Raw genomic sequence first — 13,622 nt, 5'->3', positions numbered from 1 at the left:
CGTCGCAACTGCGGCAACCGGGCCGGTGCGGGCGCCGGCGCCCGTCTCGAAGTCGCTGTGCGGTAGGACAGCGAGGCTTCGAGACAGGTACTAAGGTCAGCGATCATGGCGAACCGGTCCTATCTGCTCGTCGGCGACTACGACGGGATCAATCCGGGATGGCAGGGCGACATCCCCGGCCTCCAGGATCAGGTCCTCGCCGAGGACGTCTACTGCGTGCCGTTGCTGTGGCTGGCGATGTTCCGGCCGGCGGACCTGGTGACCGCGACGTTCTCGCCGGAGGACGAGGACGACGAGGACGGACCGATCGAGGCCACCGCGCCGCTCGCACCGAAGGAACGCGCGCTCGCCCAGCTCGACGCGGCCCTCCCGGCCCTGCACCGGATCTTCGACGGCGCCGGGCGGCTGGACGACTACGCCGCGCTGCTGAAGGAGGGTGTGGCGTCCATGCCGGGCCGGTCCGTGACGATCGAGCTCTACGAGATCGCAGTGCTGATCGACGACGAGCGGTTCTACCGGGACCTGCGTACCGCGCTGGGCAGCCTCGACCAGCCCGGCGACCTCGCCGCCGACCGCGCCCGACTGACCGACCTGGCGCAGCTGCGCGAGGGGCGGCCGTTCCCACCGGCCCGAATGCTCCTCGACGGCCTCGACGCACCGGCCGACGACGAGTGGAACCACACCAGACTGCTCGGCGTCGGCTTCCTCCGCCCGGTCCCGTGGGAGACCGCCGCGGGCACGCCGGCCTGACCGGACCGGGCCTCGGCGAACGGGAACGAGGCCCGGCGCCGCGCCCGGGCCTCGCTCAACGTCCGGTCGTGTCGCGAACGGCCTACCGAGGCAGGACCTTGGTCCACTCGGCGTCGATGGTGGCGCCGCCCGGGGAGTAGGCCTCCGCCCCATCCGACGTGACGAAGGAGTTCGTCCCGCGGACGCGCCCGGTCACCGGATCGACCACCAGTCTGTCCACACGCTCGGTCCGGTCGCCCCCGGCCGCGGCCCGGATCTTCTGGTCCCTGGCCCACTTCTTCTGGTCCTTGGCGTCCGGCCTCTGAGTCGGTACCGAGTGGTCTGTCAGCGGATCGGAGATGTCCAGCGCCTGCCCGCCGTTGACGGTGCCCAGGTTCTTGACGTTCGGGTACGTGGCGATCGCACGGAAGGCCGCGGCGCGGACCTTCGGTGTGGCCGGCAACGCCGAGACCAGGGAGACCAGTCCTTCGAAGACGGACAGCCGCTGCTGCTCGGCGTTCAGCCGACCGGCGCTGGTCCGGAGGTCGGCGTGCTTCACGAGGTCGCCGATCCGCGCCTTGAGAGCGTTCGGCGTGGCCGGGAGCCTCTCGAGCTGTGCGAAGCTCACATCGGCACCGCCGAGCCGGAACGGAACGGGCTGCACCTCCTTGACCACCTTGCCGCCCGACTTCTCTCCTCTGACCCACTCCTGGCCATCGCGCCGGGTCCACGTCTCCCACTGGAACGGGGGCGTGCCCTTCGGTTCCTTGGTCACGAGCTTGACGTACCAGTAGGTGCCCGAACCCGCAGGAGCCCGTTCCGCGGTGGTGGCGGCTGCGAGCAGGATCTGCTGCGCGGACAGCGATGCCGCCGTCGTACGGCCCGCCGTACGGCCGCCCGGTTTCCCGGAGTCTCCGGTGCCGATCACGACGGCCGCGGCGGTCGCGCCGACGGCGGCGGTCAGCCCCGCGGCCAGGAAGACGGGGCGGCGCTTCCGCGTACGGCGCGGGGTCCCCTCGGCCGGCTGCAGGTCCTGGTGGATCTGGCTCATCACGAACTCCTGGATTCGTCGGTGACGGCCGCTCGGCAGGTCCCGTTCCGCGGACTGCGGAAGCAGCCGCGCCAGCTCGTCACGATCGTCGCGTTCGGGCTGAGTCGGGATGGTGTTCATCGGGCGTTCTCCTGAGCGGACCGGACCGCGATCTTGCGGTCATCTTCTCCCTGTCCTTGGCCGGTCTGTGGTTCCCGACTTTCTCCGGGTGGCCGGATCTTTCCGGCGGCGACGAGTTTCTGCAGCTTCTTGCGGGCCCGCGACAGCCGGGAACGCACCGTGCCGACCGGGATGCCGAGCGCCTCGGCCGCCTCGCCGTAGTCGAGCCCGGACCACACGCAGAGCGCCAACACCTCCCGCTCGGGCTTCCGTAGCGCGGCCAGAGCCGTACGGACGAGGTCGAGCCGTTCCCGGTCGTCGATGCGGCTCGTGACCTCTTCGGCGAAGTCCGGGACCGCGTCCTGCCCGGGAAGACGTGCCAGCGCGCCGTCGTACCGCCGGGCGGCGCGGCGTACGTTCCGCGCGACGTTGGTGGCGATGCCGAGGAGCCAGGGGCGCAGTGACCCGCCGTCGGCGTCGACCCGGTCGCGGAACCGCCAGGCGTCGAGGAAGGTCAGCGAGACGACCTCCTCCGCCGTCGACCAGTTCCCCGTCAGGCGGAAGGCGTGGTTGTAGACCGAGCGAACATGTTCGTCGAACAGTTCTCGGAACGCGTCCGGGTCCCCGGCCCGTACCCGGGCACGCATATTCATCTCCACGGCACAGGACTGTCCGGCCGGCCCCGCCCGGTTCCCGTGACCTGGATCACATGTCGGATCAGGGCAGGAAGACGGCGTACTCCGCGATCTCGGGCATGAGGTCGGGGTGCAGGTCGGCGGTTGCCGCGAGCTCCTCCGCCGAAGAGAAGCCGCCGACGTGGTCGCGGACCGTCGCGATGCGCTCGGCCAGGTCCGGCGTCACCCCGGAGAACATCGTGAGGACCTGTGCGGGCACGTGGTTGACGTCGATCAGCCCGCCGTCGTCGTACTGGCGGGGCAGGTCAGGGCGGCCGATCCGCAGCTCGCGGGCGAGGACGATGTCGACGGCGGCCTGCTCGCGAGCCTTGCGTCGCAGCTCACGCCGGAGGTTGGCGGCCGCGACGGCCTGGGCGTTGAGGTTGGCGGGCGGCGGCCCGACCGGTCCGACCGGTCCGACCGGGGGAACCGGGGGCCCGATCGGCGGCATCGGACGGCCGTTGAACAGCAGAACGCCGTACGGGTCGACCGTGATGACCAGGCGCTTCTCCGTCCCGGTGATGGCGAGGATCACCCAGACGGGCAGCCACAGCCCGCACAGCAGCAGCGTGATGAGCAGGTGCACGACGTGGTTCACCTGGCCGCCGCTGACCATCACCGCCTGCGTGTCGGACTGCGCCTGGACGCGCCATCCGAGAGAGGCCTGCCGCATGACCGCGTTGCTCAGGATCGCGCGGAGCTGCTCGGGCGGCAGGGGTGCCCCTCCCGGCTGCCCCGGGAAGCCTGGAGGCCCCCCTGGGGGGATCGGGGACGGACCGGGCGGAAACGGATTCATGATCTCCCCCTGAGTGCGCGGCTCGGTGCACCGTCTCGCGTCGGCTGCTCCGGCTCCTCTCCGCTCGGCCCGCGCTGCATCAACGAACCGCGCGGCTCTCGTGCTCCCAGAACGGCTTGCGAAGCTCACGCTTGAGTACCTTGCCGGTCGGGTTGCGGGGGATGGCGTCCGGCCACTCGACGGAGGTCGGGCACTTGAAGTGGGCCAGCTTGCTCCGGCAGAAGTCGATCAGCTCGCGCTCGCCGACCTCGCCGTCGCGGACGACGAAGGCCTTCGGCGTCTCGCCCCACTTGTCGTCCGGCACGCCGATGACCGCGCAGTCGGCCACGGCGGGGTGGCTCATCAGGACGTTCTCCACCTCGGCGGGGTAGATGTTCTCCCCGCCCGAGATGATCATGTCCTTCACGCGGTCGTGGATGTAGAGGTAACCGTCCTCGTCGAGGTAGCCGGCGTCACCGGTGCGCAGCCAGCCGCCGGGGAGCATGACGTCCCGGGTGGCCTCGTCCAGGGACCAGTAGCCCTTCATGTTCTGCGCCGACCGGCAGACGATCTCGCCGACCCGCCCGGGCGGCAGCGGCTCGTTGCTCGCCGGGTCGACGATCTTCAGCTCGGTGCCGGGGTTGGCGATGCCCGCGCTGCGCAGCCGCGGGCTGTCGGGCACGTGGTCGGCCGGGGGCAGGTGGGTGACGGCCCCGGTCGTCTCCGTCATGCCGTACACCTGCATGAAGCCGCACGAGGGCAGCATCTCCAGCGCGCCGCCCAGCACGTCCTCGCTGATCGGCGAGGCCCCGTAGATGATGAGACGGAGGCTGGACAGGTCCGCCTCCCGGACCTGCGGCAGCTGCTGCATGAACAGCAGAAGCACCGGGACGAGGAACACGTGGGTGACCCGGTGCTTCTCGATGGATCGGGCGATCCCGACCGGATCGGGCTCCCGGACGAGCACGGCGGGGATGCCGGCGTAGATCCCGATGACCGCGAGGGCGCAGCCGGCGATGTGGTACATCGGCATCGCGACCATCAGCACGCTGTCCGGGCGGATCTCCCAGAGCTCCTCGCTCATCCGCAGCCCGGCCAGGAAGTTGTCGTGGGTCAGCATGACCCCTTTGGGCCGGCCGGTGGTGCCCGAGGAGTACAGCTGGACGAACACCTCGCCGGACTCGTCGCCGGGCCCGGCCTCCCGGTCGGTCCACGCGTCGTAGTCCGTGTAGCCGTGGCCGGTGCCGCCGGCGACGATCAGGTGCTCGGTGTGGCGCAGGCGACCGGCGATGGCGTCCAGCACCGGAACGAATTCCGGCCCGACCACGAGCACCGGGGCCCGCGCGTTGTCGACGATGTAGGCGATCTCATCGGCGGACAACCGGTAATTGATGGGAACCTGCACGGCTCCGGCCCGCGCCGCGCCGAACAGCAGCTCGGCGTAGGCCAGTGAGTTCTTGTCGAGCACGGCGACCCGGTCGCCGGGGCGTACGCCGGACGCCCGGAGCGCCTCCGCGACCTGGTCCGCACGCCGGTCGAATTCCCGGTACGTGACGCGGGTGCCTTCGTAGCTGAAGGCGGTCTCGTCTGGCTGTTCGGTCGCCCGCTCGCGAAGGATGCCCGTGAGGCTCATGGCCGAATCATCCGTGCCTGCCATATGGCGGCACAAGACCCGCTAGCGGCTCTTCGCCATTTTGCTGATCACGGTGACGATGACGGCGCCGATGACCGCGAGAACGCCGAGCCAGAGCAAGAACTTCAATGCGGAGATGAGCATTCCGAGGACCGTGAACAACAGCCAGATCGCCAGCAGTATCCCGATGATGGTGAGAATCGCACGCCCCATGAGGTGAGCGTACGCGGTCGGGACGCGGGGACAGTGCATTTCGGGCCGATCTCGGTCACGATCGCCATCGCGCCGCCTATCGGTGCCGGCTGTGGACAACCGGTGGACAACCCGTGGACAAAACCGGGCCGCACGCCGGTGGCTCCGGAACCCAGGGCCTTTAGTCGCTGGTCAGAGCCTATTTCCAGGTGCTGTCGGTGCTGTGGATGTCCGAACCCACAGCCTGTGGATAACTCGGCCCGCAGGGCGGCTGCTCGGGTGTCAGTGGGCCGCCTCCTGTCCGGAGGTGGCGGCCCGACGCGTTCAGCGAGCCCGTACGCCGGGGATCGCGGGCCCGGCGGGTGCCCGCGGATCGGTCATCCGCAGGACTTGCCCCATACCTTCACGAGTGCGGCCGGCACCTTCCCGCAGGGGGAGCCTCCGGTGTCGCCCTCGTAACTCCAGTCGGTCCCGTTCGCGCTCTTCCACACGAAGGGACCGTCCTGCTTGCTCGCCGGGTCGTTCTTGATCGAGATATCGCCCATGGCGTAATAGACGCCACCGGCCTTTCCGTAGTGTGCGTTCGTCGGGCCGACGATGTTGGCCGAGTCCAGCTTCGGGTGCTTTTTCATCGCCGACATTTGGTAGGCGTCGCGCAGGCCCGAGCGGACCGACGACGTCATCGTGAGAGCCGTCGCGCCTTTGCCGGACGCCTGGCCCTTTCCGGTTCCGCCGGACTTCCCGGTGGATTTACCGCTCGATTTCGACGGGGTTCCGGCTCCGGCGGAACTGGAGGCTCCGGGCAGGCTCGCGCTCGGCTGTGCGTCAGCCTTGTCCTTGGACTTGGAACCGCATCCGGTGAGGACCAGTGCGGACAGGCCGATGGCGGCGGTAAGCCCCATCGCCTTGGACATCGTTTTCGTCATGCATCAGTAGACGCACCAAGATCACGGCTGGTTGGGCGGCGAACAATAACGAAATGATCGCGGCCGGGTGAACGCGTCAGGCCCCCGGCGGCCGGTCGACCATGTCCTGGACGGCGCGGAACGTCGGGCAGGGCCAGCGCCACATGCAGGCACGACACCGGCGAAGCGGGTTGGCGACGTCGCTGGTGATGCCCCCGGAGTCCTGCGGCCGGTGCAGGTCGATGATACGCAGAGTCATCTCACAGAAGGCGATGACGTCGTCACGGGCGGAGGCGAGAAAAACAATGTCCTCTCGGGCCAGCCGGGCCTTGACCGGAACGTACCCCTCGCGGTTAACCAGACGCGAGACATATTGCGTGATAGACCGCCATGAACTGGATTTTTCAGAACGATCGCGAATGGTCTCCAGCCGCTCGCGGACCCGGCGGCGCCCCGGATCGCCGGGTCTCTCGCTCGTCATCTTCCCAGCTTCTCGCACCGGCGACGCGCCGGTGGGTGGATTCACGCACTTCGACGCCGAGAATTGAGAAGATCTCCCCGACGCAGCTTTGGCACCTGAATTGCCGGATATTTCGCTCGTAAGCTGCAGAAGTCGCCGGCCCGTCGGCAAAGCGCATCCCACCGACTGGCAACGGCCGTTCCCTAATCTCGTTCGGCTCTGGTTCGCCCGCTCCGAGAGCGCTAGTGTGCGGCTCGTGGAGCTAAAGGTCTCGACCGCGTCTCAGGGGGGTCACGCCGTCGTATCCGTCTACGGCGAGGTCGATCTCTATACGGCGCCAAGATTGCAAGCCGAGCTGGCCTCGCTCGTACGCGACGGAGCCGGCCGGGTCGTGGTGGACCTGAGCGGGGTCGAGTTCTGTGACTCGACGGGGATGAACGTCCTGCTCTCGGCCATGAAACGACTCCGTGAGCACGGGGGCTCTCTCGAGCTCGCGTCGCCGCGTCCGGCCGTACGCCGGATCCTTCAGGTCACGGGCCTCGACACGGTGTTCTCCGTGCACGATGCCCTACCGGCCCTCGAAGGCACCTGACCGCCACTACCATCGCCTTCATGCAGGCGGACACGGCCGTCATCATCGCGGCCAAGGACGAGCAGGACCGGATCGCCTCGACGGTGGAGGCGGCGGCGTCGCTGCCCGGCGTCGACCTCGTGGTCGTGGTCGACGACGGGTCCACCGACGCCACCGGACGGCTGGCCGAGGGCGCGGGCGCGAAGGTCGTACGGCACTCGCGCAACCGCGGCAAGGGCGCCGCGATGGAGACGGGCGCCGCCGCGGTGCGCCTGCTCGACGGCGACGTCCCCCGGCACCTGCTGTTCCTCGACGCCGACCTGGGGGACACGGCGCACCAGGCCGGACCGCTCATCGAGCCGGTCCGCGCCGGGTCCGCCGCCATGACCATCGCGGCCTTCAGCGACCGGGTGAAGCTCGGCGGCCACGGCTTCGTCGTCCGGCTGTCCCGCGACGGCATCAAGCGCCTCACCGGCTGGACCGCGACGCAGCCGCTGAACGGCCAGCGCTGCCTCACCCGCGAGGCCTTCGAAGCGGCCCTGCCCCTCGCCCCCGGATTCGGGGTCGAGACCGGCCTCACGATCGACCTCCTGCGCAAGGGGTTCAAGGTGACCGAGGTCGAGGTCCCCCTCGCGCACCGCGCCACCGGCACCGACTGGCGAGCCCAGCTGCACCGGGCCCGGCAGTTCCGGGACGTCGGGCGCGCGCTCGCGGCACGGGAGCCCGCCGTGACCCGGCAGCTCGCCCGGCTGCGTCGTGCCACGCGCTGACCGAGCAGGCTACGCCGGCCTGGCCGCCGCCGCGCTCGGCCTGGCCTGCTTCCTGACCGTTGCCCTGCTCGGACCCTCGGTGATGAGCCGGCCCTGCCCGGAGGCTCCGGACAGCCGCCCTACTCCCTCGGCGCCCACCCCTCCCCGTACCTCGTCATCACGCTGACCGCGATCGGTGCCGGGCTCTCCGCGCTGGGCATCGGCCTGTGCCTGTACGCCTCCCGGCGCGGCTGGTGGATCTCGCCGCGGATCCTCCTGATCGCCGGAGGTGTCGCGGCGGTCGCGTTCATGTTCATGCCGCCCATCGGCTCGGCGGACCACCTGAACTACGCCGCGTACGGCCGCATGGCGGTCACCGGAAACGACCCGTACTCCACCGCGGCGCGCGACCTGCCGGTCGATCCGGTGGTCCGCGCGGTGCAGGACTGGCGGGACGCGCCCACCCTGTACGGGCCGATCGCCACCGCGCAGCAGACGTTCGCGTCGTTGATCGGCGGGCGCTCGGTCCGGCTCACCGTCTTCGTGATGTCGGTGACGCAGGTCATGGCCTTCGTGACCGTCGGCCTGCTGCTCGCCCACGCCACGCGCGGCGACCGGGAGCGCCGGCTGCGCGCCGCGCTGCTGTGGTCGGCCAATCCGCTCATGCTGTACGCGCTGGTCGGCGGGGCGCACAACGACGTTCTCGCGCTGGCGTTCGCGGTCGCCGGGCTGGTCGTGTTCGCGCTGCCCGATCCCCCGTGGTCGCACCAGGCGGACGCCCGGTCCCTCGGCCGGTGCGTCGCGGCCGGCATCCTCATCGGCGCGGGCGCCGCCGTGAAGATCAACGTGGCGATCGTCGCCGGGGGACCGGCCTGGATCCTGCTCCGCGACTGGTGGGAGGCCCGCCGGGCGACCGGAGCCGGACGGCGCCGGCCCGGAGCGGCACCGGCGCGGCGGCCGTACGGCTGGTGGCGCTCCCCCTCACGGCGGCCGTGGTCACCGGCCTGGCGTACCTCATGGCCGGACCGCACTCGTTCGACCAGCTGGGCCGCGCGTCCCGGGCGGTGGCGCTGGCCACGCCCTGGCACCTGTTCGCCGGGGCGGGGGGCGGGCTCCTGCTGACCCTGCCCCGTTCGGTGGTCCAGCGCGGTGCGGCCGTCCTGACCGCCCTCTTGGCGATCCTGCTGCTGCGCGCCGCGCCCCGGCAGCGCGCCGGCGACGTCGGCGAGGTCACGGACACGACCGGGGAGGACGCGATCCGGGTCAGCGCCGCGCTGGCGATCGCCTGGCTGTTCGCCGCCCCGTACGCCCTGCCCTGGTACGACGGCCTCGGCTGGGCGATGCTCGCGCTCGTGTCCACCCCCGCGGCCTGGTCGTGGGTCGACGGGCTGCTCCTGGCCCGGACGACCGTGCTGGTCCTCGCCTACCTGCCGGCCCGGGATCCGCGGCTCGCCGGGCTCCCGCACGCCCTCGACTGGCTGGTCACCGGTGTGCGCTCGAGCGTCACGCCTGCTGTGCTGACGGCTCTTCTGATGGCTCTGGTCGTGGTGGCCGTTCGGGCCCGCCGAGCTCCAGCGCCCGTACGCTCGCCGCGAGCGCCAGCGGGACCGCGACCGTGAACGCCATGGCCGGGATCGCCGCCCCGGAGTCGTTCACGAGCATGCCGACCACGGCGGTGACCAGCACGGCGAAGAGCGTGGCCCGCAGCGCGGGAGCGCGCTCGTAGGCCGTCTGCAGCGCCGAGGCACGCCACGACAGCGGCCGTAGCAGCGCGAAGAACAAGAACCCGATGCCGGCCACAATGATCACGGTCAACTGCCAGTGGCTCAGCGTGCCGATCATGCCGCGGAACTTCCGGAACAGCACCGTGCCCGCGTCGCCGCTCATCAGGCTGTCCCAGAACTCACCGATGTGGGTGGGGTTCGCCCGCAGCGAGTCGAGGAAGGAGACGCCCAGCACGAGGACGGCCCCGGCCGCCAGCACCGCGATCACCCGCGTGGGCCGGACCTTACGGCCGCTGAGCATGAACGCGAACGCCGCGAACCCGGGGATCGTCGCGATGATGCCGCCGAAGTCCGCGCCCCACATCGGCGCGCCGTCGACGACCAGCGCCGCCAGCCCCGTGGCGACGACCAGGACGAGAGGCAGGAGGCGGCGGTCGCCGCGGCCGGCGATCAGCCGCCCCGCCAGCGCCCCGACCGCGATGATCACGCCGGTTATCCACAGGGCCCAGGTCGTGTTGCCGAAGCCGTAGAACCGGCCGGCGACGACCGGCGTGTAGCCGAGCACGCTGCAGTTCTGCAGGTGGTTGCCGGTCATCACATCGAGGGTCAGGAACAGCGCCGTCGCGCCGGCCACGACCGCGCCCGGGCCGGTCACGGACCGGCGCCACGGACCGGCGAGCGCGACCGCCGTGATCGCGGCGACGCCGAACAGCATGAGCAGGGTCAGCGTCAGCCCCGGCTGCCCGCTCCTCCACCACGGGTAGACGTTCGTCAGGAACGACGCCACCGGCACCGACCCGGCGGCCAGCGCCAGCACCCGCGTCGTCGCCAGCAGCCCGTGCCCCTTACGGCGCAGCCCGACGGTCGCGAAGGCGTACAGCGCGATCTGCACCGCGATGAGGACGAGGTAGAAGGGGAAGACGAAACGGTCGTACACGCGTGCGTGGGTGTCCCGGTCCGTCAGCGCGCGTACGACGCGGCCCACGGACGCCGACTTGCGCCCGTCGAGGCGCCACGGCGAGCCCACCGCGTCCTTCGACTGCTTGGCGCCGAGGGTGTGCAGGACCGTCGACGTCACGTCGGTGAGGGTGACCAGGCCACTCGTGCGCGTGGAGTTCGCCGTGAGGTAGCGCGGGCCGTACCCCGGGCCGGTGGCCATGGCGACGTGCAGGCGACCGGTGCTGGTGTTGTCGGACAGCCCGGCCAGCAGCACGGTCGTGCCGGCGGGCGCCGCCCGGAGGATCTTGCCGACCTGGGCGTCGGCGGCCGAGACCGCCGTCGCGCGTCCCTTGTCGGTGACGTGGACCTGCCGGCCGTTCACGTCCACACCGGCGTTGACGTAGGCGCGGACGACGTCGTCGACGTCGACCACCGTGAGCGCGCAGCGCGACCAGGCGTCCGCCGGCGTCTTGTCCACCGAGGGGGCGTACCCGTCCACCCGGCCCGTGCCGTCCGCCGCGCCGACCGCCCCGCCCGGACCGATCGCCATCGTGCAGCCCCTGGCCCGGTGCACCGCGTCGCCCAGCAGGCCCAGCTTCGAGCCGTACTTGTTGTGCGCGTTGTCCTGGCGCATCCCGGCGAAGCCCGGCACCGTCGTCCCGTTCGGCGCGGGCGGCAGGCCACAGCCGCCGTGACGCAGCTGCGACCGCTGGCCCGCCGACATGGTCAGCCAGCCGTCGATCGGGCAGGTGTGCCCGGCGACGGTCTTGACCGACAGCGAGCCGACGGCGGCCTGGCCGGTGAGGTTCCAGAGGTTGGGCGCGGTGGTCCGGCGGATGTCGCCCCAGCGCAGGCCCGGCACACCGATCAGCAGCACGCGGCCCTGGGTCTTGGCGGGCGGCGCGGCCGTCTCCGCGGCCGACGCGGCGGTCGCGGTCTCCGGCAGCAGGCCCAGCAACGCGGCCGCGAACCCCACCAGCACGGCGATCGCCGCGCTCCTGCGGTGACGTTCCGCCATCCGTGGCCGTGCCACGATCACCTCCGGGTATCTGGGGACCTCCCCAGGCTAGGGTCTGTCTCAAAAGCCCCGCTGTCCTACTGCGCGGCGCCCAGGCGGCGCCTCGCCGCGTTGTCGTCGGTCGCCAGCCAACACCGGGCTGACTCCCTCCTCCGCCTTGCGAGGCACCACCTGGACACCGCTCGCTACGGACGGGGACTTTGAGACAGACCCTAGTACCGCGTCCGAGTTGCTCGCGGATGTACGCGATTTTGCGGATCTTGCTGGCCGGTTGCGGGCAGCGGGAGTCGGACGTCGCGGGCTCCGCGCGTGGTTCCCGCGTCACCGGCGTCCGGCGGAGTGGCCGTGCCGGTGCCGGACTTGGGACAGGATGGACCCATGGCTGAGCGAAGGACGAAACGCGAGATCGCGATGGTCGTCGCGGGCCTCGCGATCGTCGCGGCGGCCGTGGGGCCGCTCGCCCTGCACTGGCTGACCAACCCGCCCGACCAGCGCATGGTCGACCTGGACGTCTACCGGTCCGGCGGGCAGGCGGTGCTGCGCGGGGCCCCGGTCTACGACTTCCTGACCCAGCCGCCGCAGCTACTCCCGTTCACCTATCCCCCCTTCGCCGTGCTGGTGGCGGTGCCACTCGCCCTCCTGCCGTGGGCCGTCGCCCAGTGGCTGTGGGTGGGGCTCGTCCTGCTCGCCCTGACCGTCGCCGTGCGGTACGCCTTCCGCGCCCTGCTCGACAGGGCCGGCCTGTGGGCGCCGGTGCTCACGGGCGTCCTCGTCGCACTGTGCGCCTACCCCATGCCGCTGCGAGACCAGATCCGCTTCGGGCAGGTCGACGTCTTCCTCGTGGCGATGTGCGTGGCCGACTGCGCCGCGCCGCGGCCGCGCTGGCCACGGGGCCTGCTCATCGGGCTCGCCACGGCGGTCAAGCTCATCCCGGGCGTCTTCATCGTCTACTTCCTGGTCACCGGCCGCCGCCGGGAGGCGGGCACGGCGATCGCCGGCGCGGTCGCCGCCACGCTCGGCACGTTCCTCCTCCTGCCGGTGGACTCGGCCGACTACTGGTTCGGCGCCCTGTTCGACAGCGAACGCCTCGGGTCCAACACCGCGACCACGAACCAGTCGATCCGCGGCATGCTGCTGCGGCTCTACCTGCCCGGCCCGGTCTCGGCCCTCATCTGGCTCGCGCTCGCGGGGGTGATCGCGTACTTCGGCTTCCGCGCCGCGCGCCGTACCGCGCTGGCGGGCGACGAGATCGGGGGTGTCGCGATCACCGGCCTGATCGCGGTGGCCGTCTCGCCGGTCTCCTGGATCCATCATCTCGCCTGGCTCGTCGTCATCTTCGGGGCCATCGTGGGCGCCGGCCGCGACCCGCGAAGGCTCGCGCTGGCGGCCGGGGTCTGGCTGTTCTACGTGCTCACGATCCCGTGGTGGGGGATCACTATCCTCGCTCACCACCTCGCACCGCGGGCGATCGGGCGAATCGTCCAAGACGCGTATGGTCTCGGGGCACTGGGACTCCTTCTCCTCTTCTGCCGCCGACGGCCCGCGCGGAAGGTACCGGAAAGAGAATCTCCGCGTGATCGCGCGGATACGTCGCGTGAGAACTCCCCGGTGGGTACGCTCGGACCGTGATCCTTATCACGATCGCCCTGGCCGCTGTCGGCATCGGCGGGCTCGGCCTCTATGCCGGGCTCAGCGCCCGGCGCCGCGCCGCGAAGGCCGTCGAGGAGTGCACCGAGATGATGCGCCGCCGCCTGCAGGTCAGCGCCGGTGCCACCGACGACCGCGCCATCCGCGACGTCGCCATCGTCCACTATGACGCGCTCCGCGAGGAGTCCGGCGGCCTGTCGTTCTCGCTCGCCCTGCTCAACTCCGCCGGCGACGGAGTCGTGCTCACCTCCATCAACGGGCGCACCGAGACCCGCACCTATGCCAAGATCGTGCAGAGTGGCCGCAGCCTCCAGTTGCTCTCTCCAGAAGAGGACCAGGTCGTGCGCGCGGCCAGGCTCGGTCAGGGGCCGCAGATCCGGCTCGACGACGGGCGCGACATCGGCGTGAACAGCCGATCCTCCACGTCCACTTGATCCGAACCCGCGGTCAGTCCCA

General features: G+C 71.1%; 15 protein-coding genes. 7 read left to right on the top strand and 8 right to left on the bottom strand.

Annotated features, from left to right (window positions below; all coding sequences use genetic code 11):
• Positions 1–105: 105 nt before the first annotated feature.
• Positions 106–750 carry a hypothetical protein gene (locus ACYVF7_RS58810; protein ID WP_460357461.1) on the top strand — a complete coding sequence of 215 codons (645 nt, stop codon included), beginning with the start codon at positions 106–108 and terminating at the stop codon, positions 748–750.
• A gap of 82 nt (positions 751–832) precedes the next feature.
• On the opposite strand, the gene ACYVF7_RS58805 is transcribed toward ACYVF7_RS58810, so the two are convergent.
• The 7 genes from ACYVF7_RS58805 to ACYVF7_RS58775 form a co-directional block, all read right to left on the bottom strand.
• Complete coding sequence (locus ACYVF7_RS58805) at positions 833–1,900, bottom strand: CU044_5270 family protein (RefSeq protein WP_460357458.1); 1,068 nt, start codon at positions 1,898–1,900, stop codon at positions 833–835.
• Complete coding sequence (locus ACYVF7_RS58800; protein ID WP_460357455.1) at positions 1,897–2,526, bottom strand: RNA polymerase sigma factor; 630 nt, start codon at positions 2,524–2,526, stop codon at positions 1,897–1,899. Before ACYVF7_RS58800 ends, ACYVF7_RS58805 begins: the two co-directional genes overlap by 4 nt.
• Positions 2,527–2,596: 70 nt before the next feature.
• The gene (locus ACYVF7_RS58795) at positions 2,597–3,226 is read right to left on the bottom strand and encodes a ComEA family DNA-binding protein (protein WP_460357452.1); all 630 of its coding nucleotides are present in this window, start codon (positions 3,224–3,226) and stop codon (positions 2,597–2,599) included.
• A gap of 202 nt (positions 3,227–3,428) precedes the next feature.
• Entirely contained in the window at positions 3,429–4,961 is a 1,533-nt protein-coding gene (locus tag ACYVF7_RS58790) for a long-chain-fatty-acid--CoA ligase (protein ID WP_460357449.1), read from the bottom strand.
• 42 nt (positions 4,962–5,003) lie between these two features.
• Positions 5,004–5,174, bottom strand: a complete 171-nt coding sequence (locus ACYVF7_RS58785; RefSeq protein ID WP_360881891.1) for a hypothetical protein — start codon at positions 5,172–5,174, stop codon at positions 5,004–5,006.
• A gap of 356 nt (positions 5,175–5,530) precedes the next feature.
• Positions 5,531–6,067: a hypothetical protein gene (locus ACYVF7_RS58780; RefSeq protein WP_460357447.1), complete on the bottom strand. Its 537-nt coding sequence runs from the start codon at positions 6,065–6,067 to the stop codon at positions 5,531–5,533.
• 88 nt (positions 6,068–6,155) lie between these two features.
• Complete coding sequence (locus ACYVF7_RS58775) at positions 6,156–6,539, bottom strand: hypothetical protein (RefSeq protein WP_460357444.1); 384 nt, start codon at positions 6,537–6,539, stop codon at positions 6,156–6,158.
• Positions 6,540–6,774: 235 nt separating this feature from the next.
• On the opposite strand from ACYVF7_RS58775, the gene ACYVF7_RS58770 reads away from it, so the two are divergent.
• From ACYVF7_RS58770 to ACYVF7_RS58755, 4 genes are all read left to right on the top strand, one after another.
• The gene (locus ACYVF7_RS58770) at positions 6,775–7,110 is read left to right on the top strand and encodes an STAS domain-containing protein (RefSeq protein ID WP_360881883.1); all 336 of its coding nucleotides are present in this window, start codon (positions 6,775–6,777) and stop codon (positions 7,108–7,110) included.
• 20 nt (positions 7,111–7,130) lie between these two features.
• Positions 7,131–7,859, top strand: a complete 729-nt coding sequence (locus ACYVF7_RS58765) for a glycosyltransferase family 2 protein (protein WP_460357441.1) — start codon at positions 7,131–7,133, stop codon at positions 7,857–7,859.
• Positions 7,860–8,147: 288 nt separating this feature from the next.
• On the top strand, positions 8,148–8,960 hold the full coding sequence (gene mptB / locus ACYVF7_RS58760; protein ID WP_460357438.1) for a polyprenol phosphomannose-dependent alpha 1,6 mannosyltransferase MptB: 813 nt from the start codon (positions 8,148–8,150) through the stop codon (positions 8,958–8,960).
• Positions 8,903–9,457 (top strand): hypothetical protein, encoded by a 555-nt coding sequence (locus ACYVF7_RS58755; RefSeq protein ID WP_460357437.1) that lies wholly within the window; start codon positions 8,903–8,905, stop codon positions 9,455–9,457. The genes mptB and ACYVF7_RS58755 overlap by 58 nt, the downstream gene beginning before the upstream one ends.
• On the opposite strand, the gene ACYVF7_RS58750 is transcribed toward ACYVF7_RS58755, so the two are convergent.
• Positions 9,342–11,534, bottom strand: coding sequence for a hypothetical protein (locus tag ACYVF7_RS58750; RefSeq protein ID WP_460357435.1), 2,193 nt, complete (start codon positions 11,532–11,534; stop codon positions 9,342–9,344). The two genes, ACYVF7_RS58755 and ACYVF7_RS58750, sit on opposite strands and share 116 nt — an antisense overlap.
• Before the next feature lie 363 nt (positions 11,535–11,897).
• On the opposite strand from ACYVF7_RS58750, the gene ACYVF7_RS58745 reads away from it, so the two are divergent.
• Together ACYVF7_RS58745 and ACYVF7_RS58740 are read left to right on the top strand one after the other, a co-directional pair.
• Positions 11,898–13,148, top strand: coding sequence for a glycosyltransferase 87 family protein (locus ACYVF7_RS58745; RefSeq protein WP_460357432.1), 1,251 nt, complete (start codon positions 11,898–11,900; stop codon positions 13,146–13,148).
• Complete coding sequence (locus ACYVF7_RS58740; protein ID WP_360881873.1) at positions 13,145–13,600, top strand: DUF4446 family protein; 456 nt, start codon at positions 13,145–13,147, stop codon at positions 13,598–13,600. Before ACYVF7_RS58745 ends, ACYVF7_RS58740 begins: the two co-directional genes overlap by 4 nt.
• Positions 13,601–13,622 lie beyond the last annotated feature (22 nt).

Source organism: Actinoallomurus acanthiterrae (genome assembly GCF_054775715.1).
The sequence above is the reverse complement of the archived record's forward strand: the minus strand, read 5'-3'. Positions and strand labels throughout refer to the sequence as shown.